Source organism: Nonomuraea typhae, assembly GCF_009760925.1.
GTDB lineage: Bacteria > Actinomycetota > Actinomycetes > Streptosporangiales > Streptosporangiaceae > Nonomuraea > Nonomuraea typhae.
The window spans coordinates 325,770-349,679 of the sequence record NZ_VRLV01000007.1 but is presented as its reverse complement, the minus strand read 5'-3'; the positions used below and the strand labels follow the sequence as shown (position 1 = coordinate 349,679).

The 23,910-nt window shown below is 69.1% G+C and carries 27 protein-coding genes; 9 read left to right on the top strand and 18 right to left on the bottom strand.

The annotated features are described in order from the left end of the window. The first annotated feature begins 109 nt into the window (after positions 1–109). Positions 110–1,306 (top strand): MFS transporter, encoded by a 1,197-nt coding sequence (locus tag FVE25_RS27565; RefSeq protein ID WP_157249975.1) that lies wholly within the window; start codon positions 110–112, stop codon positions 1,304–1,306. Here the strand turns inward: FVE25_RS27565 and FVE25_RS27560 are convergent. From FVE25_RS27560 to FVE25_RS27550, 3 genes are read right to left on the bottom strand one after another with little or no spacing between them, the layout of a single operon-like run. Next, positions 1,291–2,043 (bottom strand): MBL fold metallo-hydrolase, encoded by a 753-nt coding sequence (locus FVE25_RS27560; protein ID WP_157249974.1) that lies wholly within the window; start codon positions 2,041–2,043, stop codon positions 1,291–1,293. The two genes, FVE25_RS27565 and FVE25_RS27560, sit on opposite strands and share 16 nt — an antisense overlap. Next, entirely contained in the window at positions 2,012–2,863 is an 852-nt protein-coding gene (gene murI / locus FVE25_RS27555) for a glutamate racemase (protein ID WP_157249973.1), read from the bottom strand. Before murI ends, FVE25_RS27560 begins: the two co-directional genes overlap by 32 nt. 55 nt (positions 2,864–2,918) lie before the next feature. Continuing rightward, positions 2,919–3,707 (bottom strand): thioesterase family protein, encoded by a 789-nt coding sequence (locus tag FVE25_RS27550; RefSeq protein ID WP_157249972.1) that lies wholly within the window; start codon positions 3,705–3,707, stop codon positions 2,919–2,921. A gap of 112 nt (positions 3,708–3,819) precedes the next feature. On the opposite strand from FVE25_RS27550, the gene FVE25_RS27545 reads away from it, so the two are divergent. After that, on the top strand, positions 3,820–4,143 hold the full coding sequence (locus FVE25_RS27545; protein ID WP_157249971.1) for a hypothetical protein: 324 nt from the start codon (positions 3,820–3,822) through the stop codon (positions 4,141–4,143). Between the two features lie 84 nt (positions 4,144–4,227). Further along, complete coding sequence (locus tag FVE25_RS27540) at positions 4,228–6,102, top strand: DUF3352 domain-containing protein (RefSeq protein WP_157250196.1); 1,875 nt, start codon at positions 4,228–4,230, stop codon at positions 6,100–6,102. A gap of 99 nt (positions 6,103–6,201) precedes the next feature. Here FVE25_RS27540 and FVE25_RS27535 read toward each other — a convergent pair whose 3' ends face one another. From FVE25_RS27535 to clpS, 5 genes are all read right to left on the bottom strand, one after another. After that, positions 6,202–7,149: a PLP-dependent cysteine synthase family protein gene (locus FVE25_RS27535; protein WP_157249970.1), complete on the bottom strand. Its 948-nt coding sequence runs from the start codon at positions 7,147–7,149 to the stop codon at positions 6,202–6,204. A 34-nt stretch (positions 7,150–7,183) separates the two neighbouring features. Beyond that, positions 7,184–7,462, bottom strand: a complete 279-nt coding sequence (locus FVE25_RS27530) for a MoaD/ThiS family protein (protein ID WP_157249969.1) — start codon at positions 7,460–7,462, stop codon at positions 7,184–7,186. A gap of 146 nt (positions 7,463–7,608) precedes the next feature. Next, positions 7,609–8,010: a M67 family metallopeptidase gene (locus tag FVE25_RS27525; RefSeq protein WP_157249968.1), complete on the bottom strand. Its 402-nt coding sequence runs from the start codon at positions 8,008–8,010 to the stop codon at positions 7,609–7,611. A gap of 10 nt (positions 8,011–8,020) precedes the next feature. Beyond that, positions 8,021–8,542: a DUF2017 domain-containing protein gene (locus tag FVE25_RS27520; protein ID WP_157249967.1), complete on the bottom strand. Its 522-nt coding sequence runs from the start codon at positions 8,540–8,542 to the stop codon at positions 8,021–8,023. A gap of 16 nt (positions 8,543–8,558) precedes the next feature. Further along, positions 8,559–8,852: an ATP-dependent Clp protease adapter ClpS gene (clpS, locus tag FVE25_RS27515; RefSeq protein ID WP_157249966.1), complete on the bottom strand. Its 294-nt coding sequence runs from the start codon at positions 8,850–8,852 to the stop codon at positions 8,559–8,561. A 46-nt stretch (positions 8,853–8,898) separates the two neighbouring features. Here clpS and FVE25_RS27510 point away from each other — a divergent pair, with 46 nt between their 5' ends. Together FVE25_RS27510 and FVE25_RS27505 are read left to right on the top strand one after the other, a co-directional pair. Beyond that, the gene (locus tag FVE25_RS27510; RefSeq protein WP_425489506.1) at positions 8,899–10,182 is read left to right on the top strand and encodes a nicotinate phosphoribosyltransferase; all 1,284 of its coding nucleotides are present in this window, start codon (positions 8,899–8,901) and stop codon (positions 10,180–10,182) included. A gap of 26 nt (positions 10,183–10,208) precedes the next feature. Beyond that, complete coding sequence (locus FVE25_RS27505; protein WP_157250195.1) at positions 10,209–10,784, top strand: isochorismatase family protein; 576 nt, start codon at positions 10,209–10,211, stop codon at positions 10,782–10,784. Here FVE25_RS27505 and FVE25_RS27500 read toward each other — a convergent pair. Further along, entirely contained in the window at positions 10,781–11,203 is a 423-nt protein-coding gene (locus FVE25_RS27500; RefSeq protein ID WP_157249964.1) for a type II toxin-antitoxin system VapC family toxin, read from the bottom strand. The two genes, FVE25_RS27505 and FVE25_RS27500, sit on opposite strands and share 4 nt — an antisense overlap. Then, the gene (locus FVE25_RS27495; protein ID WP_157249963.1) at positions 11,200–11,418 is read right to left on the bottom strand and encodes a ribbon-helix-helix domain-containing protein; all 219 of its coding nucleotides are present in this window, start codon (positions 11,416–11,418) and stop codon (positions 11,200–11,202) included. The genes FVE25_RS27500 and FVE25_RS27495 overlap by 4 nt, the downstream gene beginning before the upstream one ends. A gap of 153 nt (positions 11,419–11,571) precedes the next feature. On the opposite strand from FVE25_RS27495, the gene FVE25_RS27490 reads away from it, so the two are divergent. Next, positions 11,572–12,078, top strand: coding sequence for a hypothetical protein (locus tag FVE25_RS27490; protein ID WP_157249962.1), 507 nt, complete (start codon positions 11,572–11,574; stop codon positions 12,076–12,078). Between the two features lie 327 nt (positions 12,079–12,405). Here FVE25_RS27490 and FVE25_RS27485 read toward each other — a convergent pair whose 3' ends face one another. The 3 genes from FVE25_RS27485 to FVE25_RS27475 form a co-directional block, all read right to left on the bottom strand. Next, entirely contained in the window at positions 12,406–14,154 is a 1,749-nt protein-coding gene (locus FVE25_RS27485) for a DEAD/DEAH box helicase (RefSeq protein ID WP_157249961.1), read from the bottom strand. Between the two features lie 212 nt (positions 14,155–14,366). Next, complete coding sequence (locus tag FVE25_RS27480) at positions 14,367–15,407, bottom strand: hypothetical protein (protein ID WP_157249960.1); 1,041 nt, start codon at positions 15,405–15,407, stop codon at positions 14,367–14,369. A 451-nt stretch (positions 15,408–15,858) separates the two neighbouring features. Continuing rightward, positions 15,859–17,238 carry an MFS transporter gene (locus FVE25_RS27475; protein WP_246267520.1) on the bottom strand — a complete coding sequence of 460 codons (1,380 nt, stop codon included), beginning with the start codon at positions 17,236–17,238 and terminating at the stop codon, positions 15,859–15,861. Between the two features lie 86 nt (positions 17,239–17,324). Here FVE25_RS27475 and FVE25_RS27470 point away from each other — a divergent pair, with 86 nt between their 5' ends. Then, positions 17,325–17,621 (top strand): hypothetical protein, encoded by a 297-nt coding sequence (locus FVE25_RS27470; RefSeq protein WP_157249958.1) that lies wholly within the window; start codon positions 17,325–17,327, stop codon positions 17,619–17,621. Between the two features lie 8 nt (positions 17,622–17,629). Here FVE25_RS27470 and FVE25_RS27465 read toward each other — a convergent pair whose 3' ends face one another. The 3 genes from FVE25_RS27465 to FVE25_RS27455 form a co-directional block, all read right to left on the bottom strand. Further along, entirely contained in the window at positions 17,630–18,508 is an 879-nt protein-coding gene (locus FVE25_RS27465; protein WP_157249957.1) for a zinc metalloprotease, read from the bottom strand. A gap of 78 nt (positions 18,509–18,586) precedes the next feature. Further along, positions 18,587–18,844 carry a DUF3039 domain-containing protein gene (locus tag FVE25_RS27460; RefSeq protein ID WP_157249956.1) on the bottom strand — a complete coding sequence of 86 codons (258 nt, stop codon included), beginning with the start codon at positions 18,842–18,844 and terminating at the stop codon, positions 18,587–18,589. Beyond that, positions 18,841–19,341 (bottom strand): hypothetical protein, encoded by a 501-nt coding sequence (locus FVE25_RS27455; RefSeq protein WP_157249955.1) that lies wholly within the window; start codon positions 19,339–19,341, stop codon positions 18,841–18,843. The genes FVE25_RS27460 and FVE25_RS27455 overlap by 4 nt, the downstream gene beginning before the upstream one ends. An 84-nt stretch (positions 19,342–19,425) precedes the next feature. Here FVE25_RS27455 and FVE25_RS27450 point away from each other — a divergent pair, with 84 nt between their 5' ends. Further along, positions 19,426–20,835 carry a cellulase family glycosylhydrolase gene (locus FVE25_RS27450; protein WP_157249954.1) on the top strand — a complete coding sequence of 470 codons (1,410 nt, stop codon included), beginning with the start codon at positions 19,426–19,428 and terminating at the stop codon, positions 20,833–20,835. A gap of 50 nt (positions 20,836–20,885) precedes the next feature. Here the strand turns inward: FVE25_RS27450 and FVE25_RS27445 are convergent, their stop codons facing one another. After that, on the bottom strand, positions 20,886–22,490 hold the full coding sequence (locus tag FVE25_RS27445; RefSeq protein ID WP_157249953.1) for an MFS transporter: 1,605 nt from the start codon (positions 22,488–22,490) through the stop codon (positions 20,886–20,888). A gap of 158 nt (positions 22,491–22,648) precedes the next feature. On the opposite strand from FVE25_RS27445, the gene FVE25_RS27440 reads away from it, so the two are divergent. Beyond that, positions 22,649–23,254 (top strand): TetR family transcriptional regulator, encoded by a 606-nt coding sequence (locus tag FVE25_RS27440; RefSeq protein WP_181019731.1) that lies wholly within the window; start codon positions 22,649–22,651, stop codon positions 23,252–23,254. Here the strand turns inward: FVE25_RS27440 and FVE25_RS27435 are convergent. Beyond that, complete coding sequence (locus FVE25_RS27435; RefSeq protein ID WP_157249951.1) at positions 23,251–23,829, bottom strand: YqgE/AlgH family protein; 579 nt, start codon at positions 23,827–23,829, stop codon at positions 23,251–23,253. The two genes, FVE25_RS27440 and FVE25_RS27435, sit on opposite strands and share 4 nt — an antisense overlap. Positions 23,830–23,910 lie beyond the last annotated feature (81 nt).

Sequence of the window (23,910 nt, the reverse complement as noted above, 5' to 3'; positions counted from 1 at the left end):
CAGATCACCCTATCTCCGCGGGGGTGCACCCTTGACCGCTGGCGTCCTGGACATAGATCCTTACCCAATGACAACGGGGGTGTTACGAAATCCCGACTTCCTCCGATTCATGGGCTCGCATCTGGCCAACGAGTTCGGAGCCAACATCGCACGGGTGGCCCTCCCCCTGGTCGCCGTGCTGTCGCTGCACGCGTCGCCGCTCGAGGTCGGCGCGCTAGCCGCCCTGCAGTCAGCCGCCTTCCTGATCATCAGCCTGCCCGCCGGCGCATGGGTGGACCGCATGCGCAAACGCCGGGTGATGCTCGTGTCCGATGTGGCAAGGTTCCTCCTGTTAGGCAGCATCCCGCTAACGGCGGCGCTGGGCCTGCTCTCCATGCCGATTCTGTATGGCGTGGCCCTTCTCGTGGGGCTGGCCCAGGTGTTCAACGACGTCGCCGACGTCACCTACCTGCCGTCGCTGGTGGGCAAGGACCAGCTGTCCGACGGCAACGCCAAGCTGGAGGTCATCCGCAACACCGGCGCGCTGGCCGGTCCGAGCCTGAGCGGCGCGCTGGTGCAGCTGCTCGGGGCGCCGCGGACCATGCTGGCCACCGCGCTGGGCGCGCTGACCTCGGCCATCCTGCTCGGCTCCATCAAGAAGCCGGACTCCAGACCCCCGGTTTCGGAACGTTCCCGTCTCCTCCCCGACATCGCCCTGGGCCTGCGGACGGTCTGGGCCGACCCCGTGCAACGCGTCTTCCTCGCCGCCACCGCCGCCACCAACATCTGCATCAGCGCCGTCGTGAGCCTGTCGGTGTTGTTCCTGGCGACGGTGGTCCAGTTGCCGCCCGGCATCATCGGCGTGCTGCTCATGTCGGGCGCCTTCGGCGGTCTTCTCGGCGGCCTGCTCGGCACCTGGCTGTTCAAGACGTACGGCACCGCCCGCGTCACCTGGCTGGCGCTGACCCTGACCTCGCCCTTCGGGCTGCTGCTGCCGATGACGCAGTCCGACTGGCGGGTCTCGTGCTTCGCCGTGACCTCCATCGTCCTGTCCTTCGGCGCGATCCTCTTCAACATCGGCATGATCACCTACCGGCAGACGGTCACCCCGGAGAGCATGCTCGGCCGGGTCAACGCCACCGTCAGGTTCATCGTCCTGGGCACGATGCCGGTCGGCGCGATGCTCGGCGGCATCGTGGCCCATGAGATCGGCGTGCGCGAGGCGCTCTGGGTGTTCCTGACAGGGCGGCTGATCTCCTTCCTGCCCCTCCTGTTCTCCCGCCTGCCCTACATGCGGGACTTCGCGGAGGTTCAGGCCAAGTCGTAAACCGCCCCGCTGCGGGCCAGCTCGATCGGGCCGTCGTAGCCGCCGCTCGCGGCCTCGTCGAGCACCCGCAGCCGGTCGTGCCAGGGCACCAGGTGGGTCAGCACCAGCCGGCCGGTGCCCGCCTTGGCCGCGTGCTCGGCCGCCTGGCGACCGGTCAGGTGCAAGCCCTGGGGCAGCTCGGGGCGCTCCAGGAAGGATGCCTCGCACAGGAACAGGTCGGTGCCGTCGGCCAGCCGTACCAGCTCGCCGGACTCGCCCGTGTCGCCGGAGTAGGCGACGCTGCGCCCGCCGGACTCGGCGCGGAAGCCGTACGTCTCGACCGGATGGTTGACCAGGCCGGCCGTCACCGAGAACGGGCCGATCTCGAAGACGCCCGGCGCCAGCGCGACGAAGTCGAAGGCCGTCTCCAGGCCGGGCTCCTCGGGCATGCCGTAGGCGGCGGCCAGGCGCCGCCCGGCGTCCCTGGGCGCGTAGACGGGCACCTTCGGGTACGGCGCGGCCGGGCCGTACGTGCGGGCCACGTGGTAGCCGCAGATGTCGAGGCAGTGGTCGGCGTGCAGGTGGGTGAGGCAGATCGCGTTCACCTCGTAGAGGTCGATGTGGCGTTGGAGCGCTCCCAGCGATCCGCTCCCGAAGTCGAGCAGCAACCTGAACCCCTCGGCCTCCAGCAGATAGCAGGACGCGGGGCTGTCCGGGCCCGGGAAGCTACCCGAGCACCCGATGATGGTCACTTTCATCTTGCCTCCCATAAGAGGTACTACCCCCCACGGGTGCGAGGGCGACCGCGTCGATCTCCGGCCCCAGGAACCGCCGCCCGAGCTGGGCGAAGAGGTCGGAGTCGCCAGTGGCGAGGAACCGGTGCCGGGGGGTGGCTCCGTTCCGTGCCGCCAGGCCGCGGTCGTGCAGGATCCGGTAGACGTCCTTCGCCGTCTCGTCGGCGCTGGAGACGAGCGTGACGCCGTCGCCGACGACGTAGGAGATCGCACCGGTCAGCAATGGATAGTGCGTGCAGCCCAGGATGAGCGTGTCGCACCCGGCTCCCTGGACGGGCGCCAGGTAGCCGCGGAGCACCTCGATGAGCTCGTCGCTCATCGTCTCACCGCGTTCGACGTACTCCACCAGGCGTGGGGCGGCCACGCCGGTGAGGCGGATGTCGGGTGCCGCGGCGAAGGCGTCGTCGTAGGCCATCGACTCGACGGTGGCGCGGGTGGCGATCACGCCGACCCGGCCGTTGCGGGTGGCCCGCACGGCCCGGCGGGTGGCCGGCTGGATCACCTCGACGACCGGGACGTCGTACCGCTCGCGCGCGTCGCGCAGCACGGCGGAGCTGGCGCTGTTGCAGGCGATCACGAGCATCTTGACGTCCAGCTCGACGAGGTGGTCCATCACCTCCAGGGCATACTTGCGCAGCTCGGCGATGCGTTTGGGACCATACGGCTGGTTGGCGGTGTCGGCGACGTAGGTGACGGACTCGTGAGGCAACTGGTCGATGATCGCCCTGGCGACCGTCAGGCCGCCCACTCCGCTGTCGAAGATCCCGATGCTCGCGTCTGGCACGACTTCGAGGGTAGGCGACCTCCAGTGCCTTCACCGCGTAAGAATGCTCACATTACTAACCCCGTCCCACACGAGCGAGCTGCCGTGACTGTGCCACAAGGCGTCCCGCGGAGTCCCAGACCTCGACCTCCTCGTCGAACCAGCCGCCGGAGATGAGCCGGCCGCTGCCGGCGAGGGTGAGCCAGCCGGGCGCGGGAAGCGCGCGCAGGTGCCAGGTGAGGTCCACGGTGGGCGCCCAGCCGCGCCGCCCGGCGGAGAAGACCACGGGCGGCAGCGCGTCCACGGCCAGCGCCAGCACGTACGCGTCGGGGTCCTGCTCCTCGCTCATCCGGAAGTAGGCCCGCGACTCGGGGCGCCCGGTGGGCCGGCCCTTGAGCCAGCCGATCGTGGGCGGGTCGAAGCGCAGGTCCATCTGGGCGTTGAGCGTCATGTTGGACTCGGGTTTGGGGTCGGGCAGCTTCGCGCACTGCTCGATCGGGGGCAGCTCCGGGGCCTTGTCGCTGTAGTCGGGTTCCGCCTCCGCCAGCGTCGCCGTGGTGACCAGCGCCTCGATCACGGCCGCCCCGTCCTGGACGAGCGTCGCGCGGGAGAAGGCCGCGGTACGGCCGGCCTTCAGCGGTTCGACCCGCACCCGGGCGGGACCGGGCACCGGAGTCTTGAGGAACTGCGCGCTGGTGCTGACCGGGTGCGCGAACGGCGCGGCGTCCACGGCGGCGCGCAGGAGCACGGCCACGAGATAGCCGCCGTTGAGCGGCCCGCCGATCGAGTAGCCGGGGTCGAGGCAGACGTCGTAGGTCTGGTCGTCGATCTTGATCGCCTGGGTCGCCTCGTCGAACTTGGTCATCCCGTGCCACCTCAAGTCCGGAACTAAATTCTAGTAAACCCATACTCTAGGGCATCCCGCCTATCAGCGCGCCTACCTGCGTAAACGTGATCCGGATGCGAACGTCGCGCACATGGCACTCACCGAACTCATGGGGCAATCCGTCTGGGATTCCCAGGGCATCTGGGTCGGGCACGTCGTGGACGTGCGCGTGATCAAGAACAAGGGCGGGCTCCAGGAGAGCCACACGGTTTACGGCCTGGTGGTCTCGGCCATCCGGGGGCCGGTCTTCTTCGGCCTCACCCGCGACCGGCAGGGGCGCTTCGGCTGGGTCTCCGACGCCATCGCCAAGGTCGTCTACACAGGCTGCACGTTCGTGCCGTGGGACACCGTCGGTGAGTACGGCGACGGTGAGGTGATCCTTAAGACGGTCAAGAAGGAGCTGTCGCGCGTGTAACGGAGTTTCAGCCTATTGCAAGCGATCGTCTAGAGACATCCGATAACTTCCTAGTGGTCAAATATCCACATTGTGAGTTGAGTGATGTCTGCGAATAATCCCCCGAGTGGCCAGGATCCGAACCGGACCACGGCATACCGCTGGAACCAGGAGCAGCAGCCAGCCGAGAACCCGCCGACCATGCCGACGCCCGGCCAGCCGTACCCGCCGCAGCAGCCTTACCAGCAGCAGCCCCAGTACGGCCAGCAGCAGCACTACGGTCAGGACGCCTACGGCCAGCAGCAGCCCTACGGTCAGCAGGCCGCTTACGGGCAGCAGCCGCCGTCTCACGGTCAGCCCGCCTACGGCCAGTCCCAGCAGCCGTACGGCCAGCCCGGCCAGGCCGGTCAGTACGGCCAGCCCGGTCAGCCCTACGGCCAGCAGCCCCAGTACGGCGGCCCGCCCCAGCAGGGCAGCGGCGGCTGGCAGCAGGAGGGCCCGGAGAACTTCGGCCCCGCCGATCCCCCGGCCAGGCAGGGCGGCAGCAAGAAGGGCTGGATCATCGCCGGCGTCGCGGCCCTGGCGGTGTTGTTGTTCGGCGGTGGCACGGTCTTCGCGCTGAGCGCCCTGGGCGGTGGCGGCACCCAGCCGCACGAGGTGCTGCCGGCCAACTCCATCGCCTACATCCGCCTCGACCTGGACCCCGCCGCCAACCAGAAGGTGGCGTTGTTCCAGCTCGCGCGGAAGTTCACCCTGACCAAGGACTCCTTCCAGGGCGAGGACCCACGCCAGGCGCTGTTCGAGTCCATCAAGAAGGACGACAAGGACCTCGCCAAGCTGGACTTCGCCAAGGACGTAGACCCGTGGCTGGGCAGCCGGATCGGCGTCGGCGTCCTGCCGCCGGCCGGCGAGTCCAAGGAGCCGGGCTTCGCCGTCGCCGTCCAGGTCAAGGACCAGGAGCAGGCCAGGGCGGGCATCCCCAAGCTGCTGGGCGACTCGAAGTACGGCCTGGCCTTCCGCGACGACTACGCCATCATCGCCCAGGACCAGGGCCTGGCCGACGGCTACGCCAAGGGCGAGGGCAGCCTCGCCGACAACGGCGACTTCGGCGGTGACCTCGACGCGGTCGGCGAGCAGGGCGTCCTGTCGTTCTGGACCCACTTCGGCAAGATCGCCGAGCTGGCCGAGAACGAGCTCGGCCCCGAGCAGGCGAAGGCGCTGGAGCAGGTCAAGAACGCCCGCTTCGCCGGCGCGCTGCGCTTCGACGCCGCCTACGCCGAACTGGCCGGCATCGTCCGGGGCGCCGAGGGCATCGTCACCACCGACCCGCAGGCGGCCAGCATCTCCACGCTGCCCGCCGGCACCGCCGGCGCCCTGTCGTTCTCCGGCCTCGGCGAGATCGTCACCAAGAAGTGGGCCGAGATCGAGCAGTCCATGGCCAGCACGCCCGGCGGCGCCGAGATGAAGCAGTTCGTCGAGCAGGCCAAGACCCAGTTCGGCCTCACGCTGCCCGACGACCTGGCCACGCTGCTGGGCAAGAACCTCACCGTCGCCGTGGACAGCGAGGGTCTGGACAACCAGCAGTTCAAGGCCGGTGTGCGCATCGTCACCGACCCGGCCAAGGCGCAGGAGGTCATCGGCAAGATCGAGAAGGCCATGACCAGCCAGGGCCAGCAGGCTCCGCAGATCGCCAAGCTCGCCGGTGACGGCACCTACACCCTCGCCACCACGGACGAGTACGCCAAGAAGCTCGCCGAGGAGGGCACGCTGGGCGACAGCGAGACCTTCAAGACCGCCATCCCCGACGCGGGCGCCACCAGCTTCGCGCTCTTCGTGGACCTGGACAAGGTCGAGAAGCTCTACCTGGAGAACATGCAGGGGGACGACAAGGTCAACCTCCAGCAGCTGCGGGCCGTCGGCTTCAGCGGCAAGCAGACCACCAGCGAGGCGACGTTCTCGCTGCGCCTGCTGTTCAACTGATCACCCGAAAAAGGCGGCCAACCCCGAGGTTGGCCGCCTTTTTCGGTTTCCAGGCTCATTCGGTTCTCAGCCCGTTCGGTTCTCAGGCCGTTCGAGTCCTCAGGCCCAGAGTTGCCCTTCGAGGCGGTCCTCCGCCTCGTCCAGGGTGCCTTCGTAGGCGCCGGTCGACAGGTACTTCCATCCGCCGTCGGCCACCACGAACACCACGTCGGCGCGTTCGCCCGCCTTGACGGCCTTCCCGGCCACCCCGAGCGCCGCGTGCAGGGCGGCGCCGGTGGAGACCCCGGCGAAGATGCCCTCGGCGGCCAGCAGCTCGCGGGTCCGCTTGAGCGCGTCCCCGGAGCCCACGGAGAAGCGGGTGGTCAGCACGGATTCGTCGTAGAGCTCGGGGATGAACCCTTCATCCACGTTGCGCAAGCCGTACACCAGCTCGCCGTACCGCGGCTCGGCGGCGACGATCTGCACGCCCGGGACGCGCTCACGCAGGAAGCGGCCCACGCCCATGAGGGTCCCGGTGGTGCCGAGACCGGCCACGAAGTGGGTGACCGTGGGCAGGTCCGCCAGGATCTCGGGGCCGGTGCTCTCGTAGTGGGAACGCCAGTTGGCCGGGTTGCCGTACTGGTACAACATCACCCAGTCGGGGTGCTCGGCAGCGAGCTCCTTGGCCACGCGGACGGCTTCGTTCGAGCCTCCGGCGGCCGGTGAGGAGATGATCTCCGCGCCCCACATGCGCAGGAGCTGGCGGCGTTCCTCCGAGGTGTTCTCCGGCATCACGCAGATCAGCCGGTACCCCTTGAGCTTGGCCGACATCGCCAGCGAGATGCCGGTGTTGCCGCTGGTCGGTTCGAGGATGGTGCAGCCGGGGGTGAGCAGGCCGTCCTTCTCCGCCTGCTCGACCATCCACAGCGCGGGCCGGTCCTTGATGGAGCCGGTCGGGTTGCGGTCCTCGAGCTTGGCCCAGATCCGCACCTCGGCAGAGGGCGAGAGCCGGGGCAGCCCGACGAGGGGTGTGCGACCGACGGAGTCGATCAACGATTCAAAACGCATGGTGTACGGCTTCCGCCTCGGGCGATGCGCTGGGTCAGGAGGCCCCGCCCGCCACGGCGGGCAGGACGGTCACCGTGTCGCCGTCGGACACGGGGGTGCCGAGACCGCCGAGGAAGCGTACGTCCTCGTCGTTCAGGTACACGTTGACGAAGCGGCGCAGGGCGCCCTGGTCGACCAGGCGATCCTTGATGCCGGGGTGCCGGGACTCCAGGTTGGCGATCAGCTCGTCAAGCGTGGCGCCTTCGGCGTCGACGGCTTTGGCGCCGTCGGTGTAGTTGCGCAGGATGGTAGGAATGCGGACCTCAATGGCCATCGCTGATCAAGTCTCCTCATGTCGGGATATGTCGGTCTGGGCGGGGAGTTCCGATCAGCGACAGTCGTAGACGACGACAGAGGGGGTATGCGCGAAAAGGAAGCTTTGGACATGACGCACCCGCGCGGCGGCGGGGGCATTCGTCCTCATGGCGTAAACCTTACCTCTTCTTCGCTGACCACCCCATCGATGATCCGATAGGAGCGGAATTCCGTCTCGTCCGGTTCACGGGTTGAGACGAGCACGTAATGAGCGTCCGGTTCGGAGGCGTAGGTCACGTCGGTGCGTGAGGGGTGGGCCTCGGTGGCGGTGTGGGAGTGATAGATCACGACGGGTTCCTCGTCGTTGTCGTCCATCTCCCGCCAGACGCGCAGCTGCTCCATCGAGTCGAAGCGGTAGAACGTCGGCGACCGCTCGGCGTTCTCCATCGGGATGAACCGCTCGGGTACCCCGTTTCGCCCCGCGATGACCCCACACGCCTCGTCGGGGTGGTCGGCCCGCGCATGGGCAACGATCTTGTCTGCGAGTTCCTGCGAGATCGTCAGCATGGGGCGGAAACTACCAGAGCGCCCGCACCAGGCTGTCCTGCAGGTAGGTCAGCCAGTCGTAGGTGACATAGGCCGGATAGCGCGGGTCGTCCTCGGACATCATCGCGATCTCGTCGTGGACCTCTTCGGTGACCTCCAGCCGGGTTCCCAACGCCAGCCGTACGTCGTTGAGCGAGCGCAACCACGCCTGCGCCTGCTCGGCCGTGAGCTCGCTGCGGCCCGGCTTGGCGGTGTCCAGCATCGTCTGCGCATCGGCGCGCTTGCCCTCGCGCAGCGTCGCCTCGGTGTAGCGGCGGAAGTCGGCCGCGTCGTCGGCGTCCTCGTAGGCGCTCGGGAACAGCCGCGCCAGCACCGGGTCCGAGGGCGCCTGCGCCGAGCCGATGCCCAGCGCGCGCTCCAGCGGGTCGTCGCTGGTGTGACCCGGCTCGACCAGCCCGAGGACCTGCTCGACCAGAGACCGGAGGATCGAGACCTCGGCAGGCTCGAACTCGGCGATGACCCCGCCCTTGGACGACTTGAAACCGGAGCTCACGGGCGCCGCCTCACTCTCACTGGACCGAGTCCGACTGGAGCGTTGCCCACAGGCCGTAGGAGTGAAGAATCTGCACATCGCGTTCCATCTCTTCACGTGTACCGCTGGAGACGACGGCCTTGCCCTTGTGGTGGACGTCCATCATGAGCTTCTCGGCCTTCTCTTTCGAGTAGCCGAAGACGGTTTGGAAGACATAGGTCACATACGACATGAGGTTGACCGGGTCATTCCAGACGATCGTCACCCATGGCAGATCGGGCCGGACGTCCGATGACGGACGCTCGACGGCGATTGGAGCGGTGCTACCCACATCCCCGAGTCTGCCCTATCTGGGCCGTAGTCTTCGAGTCGTGACAATGACCATGAGCACTGCGTTGCTCACAGATCACTATGAGCTGACAATGTTGCAGGCGGCACTGCGCAGCGGCGCCGCCCAGCGACGCGCGGTATTCGAAGTGTTCGCCCGGCACCTGCCCGGAGGCCGTCGCTACGGCGTGGTGGCCGGCATCGGACGTGTCCTGGACGAGCTGGAGCGCTTCCGTTTCGGTGACGAAGAACTGACCTACCTGCGCGAGAAGAAGATCGTCGACGCCGAGACCCTGGCGTTTCTCGCCGATTACCGATTTTCCGGAAGCGTGTACGGCTACCGCGAAGGCGACCTGTACTTCCCCGCCTCCCCCATCCTGGTCGTCGAGGGCACGTTCGCGGAAGCCGTACTCCTCGAGACCATGACCCTCTCGATCCTCAACCACGACTGCGCGATCGCCTCGGCCGCCTCCCGCATGTCCAACGCGGCCGGCGGCCGCCCCCTCATCGAAATGGGCTCGCGCCGCACCCACGAGCGCGCCGCCGTCGCCGCCGCCCGCGCCGCCTACATCGCCGGCTTCACCGCCACCTCCAACCTCATGGCCGGCCACGCCTACGGCGTCCCCACAGCCGGTACGGCCGCGCACGCCTTCATCCTGCTGCACGACTCGGAGAAGGCCGCCTTCGAAGCCCAGATCGCCTCCATGGGCGCCGGCACCACCCTCCTCGTGGACACCTACGACGTGCCGGCGGCCGTCCGCACCGCCGTCGAGTTGGCCGGCGGCGACCTCGGCGCGGTCCGCATCGACTCCGGCGACCTGGCCGCCGCCGCCCAGGAGGTCCGCGAGCAGCTCGACGCCCTGGGCGCCTTCAAGACCCGCATCCTCGTCACCTCCGACCTCGACGAGTACGCCATCGCCGCCCTGGCCGCCGCCCCCGTGGACGCCTACGGCATCGGCACCTCCCTGGTGACCGGCTCCGGCGTGCCGACCGCCGCGCTGGTGTACAAACTGGTGGCCAGGGAGACGGCCACGGGCAAACTGGAGCCGGTGGCCAAGCGCTCCGTGGGCAAACCCTCCCGCGGCGGACGCAAGAACGCCTACCGCCTGCTCGACCCCACGGGCCACTTCGACACGGAACTCGTGACCACCTCCGCCATGGTCCCGGAAGACGGCATCCCGCTGCTGCACGAACTCGTGCGCGAAGGCACGGTCATCGGCCGCGAACCCCTGGAGAACGCCCGCACCCGCCACCGCGAAGCCGTCAACCGGCTCCCCCAGGAAGCCCTCCACCTCGGACGGGGCTACGCGGCGATCCCCACCGAATTCGCCTGAGCTATCGTGCTGGTATGAGCGCGACCATGACATCGGCGCTGATCATCGTCGATGTGCAGAACGACTTCTGCGAAGGCGGCAGCCTTCCCGTCGCAGGCGGCTCCGAGGTCGCAGCGGCCATCACCCGCCACGTCGCCGACCACGGCTACGACCACGTGGTGGCCACCCGCGACTACCACGTCGACCCGGGCGCGCACTTCTCCGCCGACCCGGACTACGTCAACAGCTGGCCCCCGCACTGCGTCGCCGGCACACCCGGCGCCGACTTCCACCCCGCCTTCGACGTGGCGGCAGTGGAGGAGGTCTTCAGCAAGGGCGCGCACGAAGCGGCCTACAGCGGCTTCGAAGGCGCCTCGGGAGACGGCGTCTCCCTCGCGGACTGGCTCAACGCCCACCACGTGACCCAGGTGGACGTGGTCGGCATCGCCACCGACCACTGCGTCCGCGCGACCGCGCTGGACGCGGTGAAGCACGGGCTCGCGGTCACCGTGCTCCTCGGCCTCACCGCCGGCGTGGCCCGCGCCACCACCGACAAGGCCCTGGCCGACCTCACCGACGCCGGCGCGACCCTACGCGGGGCGCCGGTCGTGCGGACCGCCTAGTTGCAGTCCGCGGGCAGAACGGTGAAGGCCGCTCCCCACAGCGGCTTCACCGTCCTGAAATGGCGCTGATCAAGCGTCAGCACCTTCGTGGTCCGGTTGCGTGCCGCCGCGACGACGATCGAGGCGTCGGCCAGGCCGATGTCGAGCCGGTCGTACTTCTCGACCAGTTCGACCGCTTCCCGCACCGCCGCCTGCTCGAACGGCATCAGCAGATAGACGCCGTCACTGACGTCCCTCAGCGCAGCCTTCTCCGCGCCCGTCCCCAGCCGGGTGGCCAGGAGATAGTCGAGCTCCGCCAGCACGAACGGCGAGAGCATGAGCGGCTCCTGAGTGTCACGCAGAACCCGCATCACCTCCTGGTGTTCGGCCGAACGACGGTCGTAGGCGGCCAGAAGGCCACTCGTGTCGACGACGATCATCGCTCACCGAACCCTTCGGCGAGGATCTCGTCCGTCCGGCTGGCCAGAGTCGGATCGCCGCTGTCGAACAGCCCCCAGCGCGGCGCTTGCCCCGTCGCCTCGTCGTCCAGAGTCCGGCGGATGGCGTCGCGCATGTACTCGTCTTCCGACATCCCGTGCACGCGAGCCGCTTGCGCGACCCGCTGCTTGAGATCTTCCGGCAGATACAGGCTCACCTCAGGCACCCTTCTACGGTACTCCGGCGTCCCTGCGACACCGGAGATCACGAAGAGTACACAATGCGCAACGCTCAGATCATGTGATAGTCAAGACGGCGACAACTCCGCGCCCGCGAACTAATACGGAGAGTTACATCTCTCCTTCACCGTATGAGGATCTTCATGCTCGCCATCTCCCTAGGTCTGGCCTGGCTGGTGCTCGCGCCGTTCAGCCTCTGGGTGCTCGTCCGCGGTCGCAGCCCGGCCAAGGTGGGGGCCGTCGTCACGCTGGCCCTGCTGGAGACGGGCACGATCGTCCTGGCCGACACCCTGGATCCGCCGCCGGTCGTCGTCTCCCACGTCGTTCCCCAGCCGGTGGCGTGCGTGGAGCGCATCCCGGTCCCGGCGACGGCCCGGATCGTTGCCCGGCGCAGCCTGGAACTGACCTGGCCCGCGTCGGCGGCCGAGTGCGACACGGCGAAGGTGCTGGTCAGGGCGAAGGGGCACAGGCTCCGGGTGTGGATCCACGAAGGGGCCCTGGCCGTTCGGCACAAAGGCGTCCGGACGCTGCCCGTCCGGGTGGCCAACGGCGCGGCACTGATCCGGGTACCCCTGGACAAGCCAGGCGCCTACCGCGCCCTGGACGGCCGCACCAACCACCGCATCCCGGCCCCCTGACCCCTCGGCCCCACACTTCTCCCGGTCCCTGCTGGTCCTCCTCCACGCTTCTCGCGGCCTTTCGGGTACGGCGAAGCCGCACTCCGGCCCGGCGGGGCGGTTACGCCCCACCCCAGGAGGGCCCGAAGGCCGTGGCCCCGACAGGCCACGCCACGAGCGCCCTCATGCCCGGCCGCTCTGTTCCCTCGCGCTCGGCCGCTCTGAGGGTGCCTCGTGCCCGGCCACTGTTCTTGTGCCCTGCGGCTCCACAAGCGCCCTCGTAGCCGGCCACACCCAGGGGAGGCCGTACTCCAGGGTGAAGGCGGCTGGGCCGTACCCCTGGGAGGGTTAGCGGCGCTGGGTGGCCCAGGAGCGGATCTTGTCGATGCGTTCCTGGATCTGTTCCGTCGTGGCCTGGGCGATGGGTGGGCCGCCGCAGGCGCGGCGGAGTTCGTTGTGGATGACGCCGTGGGGCTGGCCGGTGCGGTGGTTCCAGGCGCCGACGAGGCCGTTGAGTTCTCGGCGGAGTTCGGCGATCTGCTCGTGGGGGGCCAGGGCGGGGCGGGTGGTCTCGGCTTTCTTGTTTCTGGCGGCCTGCTGCTCGGACTGGCGTTTGCGGAGCAGGGTCGCGACCTGGTCGGGTTCGAGCAGGCCGGGCAGTCCGAGGAAGTCCTCTTCCTCCGCGGAGCCGACTTCGGCGCCGGTGCCGAACTCGCCGCCGTCGAACAGCACGCGGTCGAAGGTGGCCGACGTCTCCATGGTCTCGAAGGGCAGTTCGTCGCCGAGGACGTCGGGGTTGTCCTTTTTGCGGTTGGCCTGTTCCAGCAGGGAGTCGTCGAGGCCGTCCTCCGGCGGGCGCTTGTTGAGGACGTGGTCGCGCTCGACCTCCATCTCGTTGGCCAGCCCCATGAGGGTCGGCACCGAGGGCAGGAAGACCGAGGCCATCTCGCCGCGCTTGCGGGCGCGCACGAAACGGCCGACGGCCTGGGCGAAGAAGAGCGGGGTCGAGGTCGAGGTGGCGTAGACGCCCACGCACAGGCGGGGGATGTCGACGCCTTCCGAGACCATGCGGACCGCGACCAGCCAGCGGTCCTCGGAGGCGGCGAACTGCTTGATCTTCTTGGAGGCGCCCGGGTCGTCCGACAGGACCACCGTGGCGCCCTCGCCGGTGATGGCGCGCAGGTGGCGGGCGTAGGCGCGGGCGGCCTCGTGGTCGGTGGCGATGACCAGGCCGCCGGCGTCGGGGACGCCCCGCCGTACCTCGGTCAGGCGGCGGTCGGCGGCCTGCATGACCTGGCGGATCCAGTCGCCCTTGGGGTCGAGGGCGGCTCGCCATGCCTGTGAGAGCTGGTCCTTGGTGAGCGGGGTGCCGAGGGTGGCGGCGATCTCGTCGCCGGCCCGGGTGCGCCACTTCATCTCGCCCGAGTAGGCCAGGAAGATGACCGGGCGCACGACGCCGTCGTTGAGGGCGGGGCCGTAGCCGTAGGAGTAGTCGGAGACGCTGCGCTTGAAGCCCTCTTCGTCTTCTGCGTACTCGACGAAGGGGATGGGGCTGTCGTCGGAGCGGAACGGGGTGCCGGTGAGCTGCAGGCGCCGGGTGGCGGGCTCGAAAGCCTCGCGGATGCCGTCGCCCCAGGACTTGGCGTCGCCCGCGTGGTGCACCTCGTCGAAGATGATCAGCGTCTTGCGCGCTTCGGTGCGGGCGCGGTGGAGCGCCGGGTGCATGGCGACCTGGGCGTAGGTGACCGCGACGCCGATGTAGTCGCGGGAGGTGGCGCCCTGGCTGTTCTTGAACTCGGGGTCGATGTTGATGCCGACCCGGCCGGCGGCGTCGGCCCACTGGCGCTTGAGGTGCTCGGTGGGCGTGACGATGGTGATGGCCCGGATCACACCGGCGGCGATCAGCTCGCTGGCGATGCGCAGGGCGTAGGTCGTCTTGCCCGCGCCCGGCGTCGCCACCGTGAGGAAGTCACGCGGCTCACGCCGGAAGTAGAGGTCGAAAGCCTCCTGCTGCCAGGCCCTCAGCTTGGGCGCGGTGCCCCATGCTGCCCTGTCGGGGTAGGAGGGTGACAGATGGGATGCGGCGAACGTGCTCATCGCCCGGCCTCGCTGCCCTCGGCGAACGACGAGCACCGCGCGCTGTGTTCACTGGTGCCCTCGCTGCGCTCGAGCACGGGCATCACCCCTGGGGTTCGTGTGCTTCGCTCTCTCACAGTGACCCAAGAGTAATCGGGGCCACCGACAAGACGTGCCGTAGAACCTGGATCCTGGCCAAGCTCATCCTTGCGTGCTATTGGGTGTCACGCGGCTTATCGCACGCTCGCCATCACCGCGTCAAGCGCCTGGATCGAGGCGGTATCCGCAGGTTGGAGCAGTCCGACCAGCAGAACCGGGCGTCCCGGGCGAGTGAGAAGAGTCACCCGCAGATAGGCCGGGCGATTGACCACATCACGATATTCCGCCATGAGCGCTCGCGTATGCCCGTTGGGCATCACCCGATCGTCGACGACATCCACGGTGTCGCCTTTGAGCAGCAGCCGCGAGTACAGATGTGCCGCCTCGGTCGCCGCCACCCGCGCGCCCTTTCCCGGCTCGGGTACGGCTCGCGCCATGACCAGCCCGTTCCCGGACCGCGCCACCGAGGTGAACCCGGTCACCGGCGCCAGGCTGCCCTCGCGCCACCCGGTGGGCAACACGATCGTCACCCGCGCGGCCGCGTCCACCAGCCGCCCCTCGACCGGCCGGGAGGCCGTGAACCTGAACACCACGGTCGCCAGCCCCAGCACCAGCCCGCCGGCCACCACGAGCGCCAGCAACGGCCCCGCCCACCGCCGTACCCGCCTGACCGTCCTCGGCCGGGCCGGCGTCCCGTAGTGGCGCGCGGAGGGCGGCAGCGACTCCCACGGCACCCGCTCGGCGCCCCGGGCCGCGGTCCGCCTGAGCTCCGGGTTCCACGGCTGGTCGTCATCCACGCCGGGCTCGTCCCGCGGGCTCGTCCCGAAGGACGCGTACCGGTCATCCCGACCCAGCGCATAGGACTCCTGGCCCGGCGCATTGGGGCCCTGGCCCGGCGCATAGGGCTCCTGGCTCGGCGCATTGGAGTCCTGAACCGGCGCCTTGGGGCCCTGGCCCGTTCTGAGCGTCTCCTGCGGCGGCGCCCCGAAGGGCATGCCTCGTGCCCCGGACGGCTGCTCGTAGGGGTGCGTCCGGAACGACTCGTAGGGCGCGGTGCGGCGCTTCGCGAAGGGCTCGTAGGGCTTTCCCTGCGCCTCACCGGATTCGCCGCCGTCTCCGGAGCGAGGAGTACGGCGTGGCGCCTCGGGCGGCCAGACACGGTGATCGTCGTCCATGGCACCTCCTCGTCCCGCTGCCCTGTCACTCCTCCGTCCGCCGATCCGCGTGCACAGGGACGCGAGGGGAGAGTTAGCCGTTTGAGGGGTACGGCGGGGCACGCCTGGCCTTCGTGGGCACGATGGCTCCTTACCCGGCAACAGAGGCGCTCATTCCGCCAGCGGCCGCACATACCCTTTCGCCCAGGCTCTCTTGACAGGACCCCAGGCGTATGTGGGCACGCCACCGCTGGTCAGTCCCAGGAGCTTGGGTCAATCCCGGGGAGCCTGGGGTGGTCAAGGGGGGCTTGTGGCGGCGAGAGCCACGTCCGACGTGAGAAGCGCCCGACGATCGGGCGCGACCCACGTCGGCGGGAGGTGCTCAGGGGGCTACGCCGTACAAAAGCCTGTCCGTACGAAAGCCTCGCCGTACGAAAGCCTCGCCGTACAAAAGCCTGAACGATGGCGAGGATTAACGCGCGGTGCGGAAGGCGAGGAGGGTGGCGGCGAGGGAGATGGCCGCCATAAGGGCAGAAATCACGATAAATCCTGTAGCGATCTCCCCCGGCGCGTGGCCGATCATGTTCACCAGCGCGCCCCCGATGCCGATCGTCAGCGCCGAGCCCAGCATGTCCGTGACCGACAGGGCGGCCGAGTTCGCCCCCTGCTCGTTCACCGGCGACTGCTTCAGCGCCGTCACGCTCACCGTCGTCATCCCGATGCCCATCCCGAATCCGGCCACGATCCAGGCGGGCACCGCGACCCACCCGGACACCCCGGGCAGCACCGACGGAATCGTCAGCAGGACCCCCGCCATCACGCACGCCGCCCCGAGCCGGATCCGCTTGTGGGCGGGGGCTTCACGCCTGCTCTGCAGGTAGGAGCCGAAGGACCAGCCGAGCGCGCCGGTGGTGAGGGCGATGCCGGCGGCGGTGGTGTCGAAGTCCTTCACCCGCTGCAACGCCAGCGGGATGAAGGCGTTGACCCCGAAGAAGGCGGCGGAGAACAGCCCGCGCATCATGACCGTCGTGGGCAGCCCGCGGACGAACCTCAGGGCGCCGGGCGGGAGCAGCCGGTACAGACCGTAGACCAGCGCCACCAGGCCCGCCCCGCCGACCAGCAGCGGGAGGACCTTACCGGACTGGATGCCGGCCAGCAGCAGGCCCGCCCCCACCGCGGCGCAGGTGGCGGCCACGGCCATCGCGCCCGGCCGGGACCGCGGCCCGGTCGAGGGGGCGGCTTCCTCGGTGGGCTTCCTGTTCAGGGCGGGGATGAGCATGACCAGGGCCGGTACGACGAGGGGGATGATGCCGTAGAAGACCCACTGCCAGCCGAACCGGTCGCCGACGAAACCGGCGATCGCGGGGCCGACCATGGCGGGCACCACCCAGGCGGCCGACAGCCCGGCGAAGACCTTGGGGCGCACCTCGGCCGGATAGACCCGGGCGATCATCACGAACAGCGCCACGATCGTGGTCCCGGCCCCGAGTCCCTGGACGGCGCGGGCCACGATGAACATCTCCTTGTTGACCGCCGCCCCCGCCAGCGCCATCCCGGCCACGAACAACACCACACCGGTCAGGAACGGTGTCGTGTAGCCGCGCCGGTCCGACCAGAGACCGGAGACCACATTGGCGAACAGGCTGGCGATGAGGAAGGCGGAGAAGCTGATGCCGTAGAGCGTCTCCGCCTTCAGGTCGATCGAGACCTTCGGCATGACGACACCGACGGACATGCCCTCGAAAGCGATGAGTGTGGCGACGAGCAGGATGCCAAGGGTGGCCGTGCGATAGGCGGGGCCAAAGATGCGTGGTTGGTTGTATGGGGCGTCGAGGGTCTTCGGTGCTGTCACCCCCACATCCTAGAAGTCGCCATTTTTCACTTCAAAGTAACCCCGGCTTAGCAGCCTCCACCCGGCGACCAGCGAAGATGGAGTGCATGCGATCTTCCACTGAACCTGAGCAGGCCGAGCCGGGGCTCCTGCTGAGCGGCGGTTCGCTGCTCGCCGGGCTGACCGGCCTGGCCGCGGGCCCCGTCTGGACCCTCGCCCCGGGCGGCTGGACGGCCGCCGGCTACGTGCCCGGCCCCTTCAGCCTCATCGCCGGGCTCGTCGGGCTGCTGTTCGGCCTCGGCGGATTCCTCACCGGCCTGGCCACCTGGCGGGCCGGCGGCAGCCGCGCGGCCGCCCTCCTGGCCGTCGCCGGCCTGACCCTCTCGCTCCTCGCCTTCGCGTAAGCCCAGCCCTACTGCGGAGCCCGGTAAGCGGCCCACATCTCGTGCATCCTGGCCGCCTGACCGGGAGTGAACTCCCGCATGCACCGATCGTGGCCGTAGTCCATGAAGTTGTGGATCGGATCGGCCGCCCCCAGCGGGCACGTGTCCTTGCTCGCCGGGCACCCCTCGGTCGGCAGCCCCTCCGGCGGCGTGTCGTCCACTCCGTCCCCGGGCGCCTCGCAGCCGTTCTCGAAGGTGTGGAACAACCCGAGCCAGTGCCCGATCTCGTGCACGCCGGTGAACCCGCGGTCGAAGTTCCGCAACGCGCCCCCGGGCAGGCTGCGCCAGTCGATGACGACGCCGTCCAGCTGCGGGCTGCCCGCATACCAGAACGGATAGGTGGAAAACCCCAGCACCAGTTCGCTGAGCTGGCCGACGTACAGGTTGAGCGTCTGCACGCCGCCCTTGCGCAACCGGTTCTTCATGGCCTGCTCGTGCCCCAGCGGGTCGCCGAACCAGTCGGCGTGCCGCGTCAGCGTGATGCCGTCGAGGTGGAAGCGCACGCCGGTGTCCACGCCGCCGAACCGCCCGCCGTACGCGGCGTTGAGGGTGTCGATCTGGGCGCGCACGGCCTCGTCGGGCGCCCTCCTGCGCCCGTCGGTGAGCACGTGCACCCAGGTCGAGACCGTGATCGCGGCGGTGTCCCCGGCGGCGCCTGCCCGCTCGCCGATCTCGGCGAGCACCTTCCGCACCTGCCCCGGCTCGGGCTCGCGCAGCTCGGGCCCGCGGGCTCCGTCCTGCAGAGGTACGGCGGCGCGCAGGCAGGACGCGGCGCCTGGGCGGCTGTCGAGCGGTGGCACGGCCATGAGCAGGCACACCAAAAGGACGGCGGACGGGCGCCGGGCCATGCACTCCCCCGATACGGCATGAGCTGGTCGAACATCCCGACCGTAGCCTTACCGGGGGTGATCACCCGTGATCAACACTCACTGCTTGTCGTCGCCTTCTCCGCCACCCTGGGGCAGCCCTTCGTAGATCTCCTTGCACTCCGGGCAGACCGGGTACTTCTTGGGATCGCGGCTGGGCACCCACACCTTGCCGCACAGCGCGCGGATCGGCGTGCCGGTCACCATGCTCTCAGTGATCTTGTGCTTGTCGGCATAATGCGCGAACCGCTCGTGGTCGCCCTCCCCGTGGGAGGTCTGCGGCGTGGTTTTCTGCTCAGGGAGGATCTTCGTGCTCACCCCATCGAGTTTATGCCCGTGGGCAAGCGCCTCTCATCCTGGACGGCGCGTACGGCCCTGCGGCGCGGCACCGCGGCCAGCCCGGCGGCCCAGCCCAGGGCGATCCCCCAGAGCAGCCCGGCCACGAGCCCACCGGCCAGAAAGCCCCAGTACGCGCCCGTCCCGGCCGCGGCCACGGTCGCGGAAACGGCCACCCGCAGCAGCCCGGCCAGCACGGATCCAAGGACGAAGGACCCCCAGGTGGCCCAGAACCCGCGCCGCGTCGCGACCACCACGGCGATGAGCACGAGCGCCGCGCCGACGTCGGCGAGCAGGAGGAGCCAGGACGTCTCACCCACCGGGCTCACCCGCAGACCGGGCAGCCCGTACGGCAGGCCGACGGCGGACGGGACGGCCAGATAGCCCACCCGGGTCACCAGTGTGCCCCCGAACAGCCCGAAGGCCAGGGTCAGCAGGGCGGTGACGATCACCGGCAGGCTATTGCGACCAAAGCTCATGTTCGGCAGGCTAGCGGGCACCAAGATTCTGGCGGAAGACCCTCGAAGCGGGGAATCCCCTCCCAAGCCCGGAGCTGGACGAGAATGAAGCGATTGCGGTGGGTCGCAGGTGCCGTGGTGCTGGCCGTACTGGCGGGAGGAGGCGTGGCCGCGGCGAGCAGGGGCGCGCCGCAGCCCGCGGGGCGATACGTCACCGACGACGACGGGCGGGCGCTGATCCTGCACGGGTTCAACACCGCCAGCAGCGCCAAGAGCACGCCCGACGGCCTGCCGGAGCTGAGCGAGGCCGATGTCGAACGCGAGTACCAGGACATGGGCACGAACTTCGTCCGCTTCCTCCTGCAGTGGCGGGCCGTCGAGCCGTCCCCCGGCGCATATGACACGAAATATCTGGACAAGGTGGCTGAGCGCATCGCCTGGTACCGCAGCCGCGGCTACCACGTCATGCTCGACATGCACCAGGACCTGTGGGGCAACGGCATCACCCCCTCCAAGGTCGCCGGCAACGGCGCCCCCCAATGGGCGACCTTCATGGACGGCCTGCCCGTCGCCACCGACCAGCCCATGTGGGAGCTGTACTACCTGGAGCCCGGCGTCATCCGCGCCTTCGACAACTTCTGGAACACCACCGGCGACCACCCCGGCCTCATGGACCGGTACGCCAGGGCGTGGAAGGCCGTCGCCGACCGGTTCAAGGACGACCCAGCGGTCATCGGCTACGACCTCATGAACGAACCCTGGGGCGGATCGGTGCAGGGCGCCGCGTTCGAGACCGGCCCCCTGGCGACCCTGTACCGCAAGACCATCGCCGAGATCCGCAGCGTCGACCCCGACAGCTGGATCTTCCTGGAGCCGCAGGCGGTCGGGGTGAACTGGGGGCTGCCCTCGGCGCTGCCGTACTTCGACGACCCGCGCGGCGGCCCGGCGCGCATCGCGTTCGCCCCGCACCTCTACCCGCTCCCCCTGGACCTGGGCGACGACTACACCGCCGGCTCCAGGGAGTGGACCGACCGGACGCTCGGCTGGTGGCGCGAGAACGTCCTGCGCACCGCCGAGCGGATGAAGGCGCCGATCCTGCTGGGCGAGTTCGGCCTGGACATGACCCGGCCGGGCGCCACCGACCTGGTCGAGCGCATCCTGGACCTGACCGACGAGAACGCCATGGGCCGGGCCTACTGGTCACGCGACCCCGGCTCCTGGGGCCCCTACGACAAGGGCAAACCCGGCCCGCTGGTCGGCGTCTACGCCCGGCCGTACCCGAGGGCGGTGGGCGGCGTGCCGGTGCGGGTCGCCTGGGACGAGAAGGCGGTCAAGCTGACGATCACCTTCGACGCCAACGAGACCGGCCCGACCGAGATCTACCTGCCCGCCGCCACGTTCCCCAAGGGCGGCAAGGCGTCCCTCGGCACCGCCTCCTGGGACGCCGGCAAACGCATCCTGACGGTCACCACCAAGACCTCCGGCCGCCTGGACCTGGTCATCACCCCCGCATAGCAGTACGGCTCCCGCCTGGTGAGGCGGGAGCCGTACCGGAAACGAGGGGATCAGCCGATGTGGACCGGCTCGCCCTCGACCTTGCGGCCGGAGCGGACGAACAGCGCGAGGCCCGCGGTGATGACCGCGACGATCGTGCTGACCGTGAACGCGGTGTGCATGCCGTCCATGAAGGCGCGGTGCACGGCGTCGGTGATCACCTGAAGGACGCTCGGGTCCGGGATCTTCTGCGCCACCTCGGGCGGCACGGTGCCGAACGCCGCCGCCTTCTCCAGCCCCGCGACCGCGCCGGGAGCCTGCTGCTCCATCCCGGCCGCCACGGGGCCGAGGTAGCCGGTCAGCTTGTCGGAGATGGTGCCGGCCATGACCGCGCCGAGGATCGCGGTGCCCAGCGCGCCGCCGACCTGCATGGCCGACTGCTGGATGCCGCCGGCGGCGCCGGCCAGCTCCATCGGCGCGTTGCCGACGATGATCTCGGTGGCGCCGACGAAGACCGGCGACAGGCCGAAGGCCAGGATCAGGAACGGCAGGCCGCTCTCGATGAACGAGGCGTCCATGCTGAGCTGCGACATCAGGAACATCGCGACCGCGGTGATCAGCAGGCCGACGGCCATGGTGATCTTCGGGCCGAGCTTGCCGATGGCCATGGCCGCCAGCGGCGAGGCCACGATCATGCCGGCGCTCATGGGCAGCATGCGCAGACCGGCCTCGAGCGGGGTCAGGCCGTGCACGCCCTGGAAGAAGAAGCCCAGGAAGAACATGGCGCCGAACATCGCGAAGGCCACCATCATCATCAGCACGGTGCCGATGGAGATGGACGGGTTCTTGAACAGCGACAGCGGCACCAGCGGCTGCTTGGCCTTGCTCTGCCACCAGATGAAGGTGGCGGCCAGGACCACGAAGGCCGCACCGAAGAGCAGGGTCTTGGCGTCGGTCCAGCCCCACTCGGGCGCCTTGATGATCGTCCAGACCAGCGAGAACATCATGCCGGACAGCACGACCACGCCCGGCCAGTCGATCCTGGACAGCGTGCTGGAGCGACGGTCCTTGATGATCATGATGCCCATGATCAGGGCGATGATGCCGACCGGGATGTTGATGTAGAAGACCGACTGCCAGCTCACGTTCTCCACGAGCAGACCGCCGAGAATGGGCCCGGCGGCACTGGACAGGCCGATGATCGCACCCCAGGCGCCCATGGCCTGGTTCAGCTTGTCCTTGGGGAAGGCGGAGCGCAGCAGCGCGAGCGCGGCCGGCTGCAGCAGGGCGCCGAACAGACCCTGGAGCACCCGGAAAATGATCAACATGAGGACCGAGCCGCTGAGCGCGATGGCCGCCGACGAGATCGCGAAACCGGCCACACCGACCAGGAACACCCGCTTGTGCCCGTAAATGTCACCCAGCTTGCCCGCGGTGATCAAGAAGACCGCCAGCGCGAGCAGGTAACCGTTGGTCACCCACTGCATGTCGGAGAGCGTCGCCTTGAGCTCAGCGCCCATCACCGGTGCCGCGATGCCCATGACGGTGCCGTCGAGCATCACCATGATGACGCCCAGACAGACCGCGAGCAGCGTCAGCCACGGATTCCCCCCGCTTACGTCGTTCGCCTCCGCAGACGGCGGTGGTTCCACCGTCGTCTTCGCGTGAGCCGCCATACGAGTCCCCCTAGCGCTAGCCACCCCTAACCGGGGCATAAGTAACCTAAGACTCAGGTAACTTATGTCATACGATGACAGATGACAAACCGCTTTTAATCGGCACACTATGACTTGTGTCATAGTGTGACAGCAACGTGTCGAGGGAGTGGACGGCAGTGGGACTGCGCGAACGCAAGAAGGAGAAGACGCGCCTCGCGCTTCTCGACGCGGCGCTCGACCTGTTCCTCGAACAAGGGTACGACGCCACGACGGTCGAGCAGATAGCGGGGGCCGTCGACATCTCCCCCCGCACCTTCTTCCGCTACTTCCCCACCAAGGACCACGTCCCCCTGTGGTTCCACGAGCAGGGCGAAGAGACGATGCAGGAGGCGCTCGACAGCCGTCCGGCGGACGAACCGGCGTTCACCGCGATGGTGCACGCGTTGCGTGCGGTCATTCAGGACATGCAGGGAACAACGCCGGAAGATACCGAACGGTTCCTGAAACTGCGAAAGGTTTTCGACGCCAACCCCGCCCTGGTCGGCAAGTCCGTCGCCCGCGGCACCGCGACCGAGCGCCGCCTCACCGAGGTCATCGCCGGCCGCCGCGGCGTCGACCCGGCCGACCCCCTCTCCGCACTGATCGTGGCCTGGGCCATGGCCACCATGCGGGTCGGCTTCGAGTGCCCCGTGGAGCCCGTCGACCTGCCCAGCATGGTCAGCCGCATGGAACAGGTGCTGGAACTGGCCGAACGCTCACTGCGCCCCGGCTGGGACGCCTAGTTCATCGTGGGGTCGTCCGGGCAGGTCGCCACGAACGCCAACTCCCCCGGCTGCCGCCGGAGCACCCGCCGCCACAACGACCCGGGATCGTCGTGGAAGGTGTCGCCCACCTCGGAGTCCACGACGTACCAATGCCCCTCGGAGATCTCCGTCTCCAGTTGCCCGACACTCCACCCCGCATAGCCGGCGAAGATCCGCATCTGCGCGATCTCCCCCTGAAGGATCTCGGGCGGCGCGTCCAGATCCACCGTCCCGAGCCGCGAGACCGACGGCGTCCCCGCATGCAGCCGCCGCCACCCCAGAGGCTCCTGCCCGCTCGGCACCGCCGCCAGCGCCAGCGCGCTGTCCGTCTGCACCGGACCGCCCTCGAACAACACCGACGGACCGGTCACGAGCGGGTCCCAGACGGGTAGCACCTGCGTCACCGAGACGTCGCTCGGCCGGTTCAGCACCACACCCAGCGTGCCGCCGTCGAGGTCATGTTCCAGGATCAGCACGACGCTACGCCGGAAGTTCGGGTCGTCAAGGCGCGGAGTCGCCACCAACAACCCGCCCACGTAGATCGCGTCCGCCATACCTCCATCATGAGGGAGGAGTACCCCATCCCGCTGCCCCGGGTTACTGATGTTACTCAGAGCTACTAAATGGGCACTGTA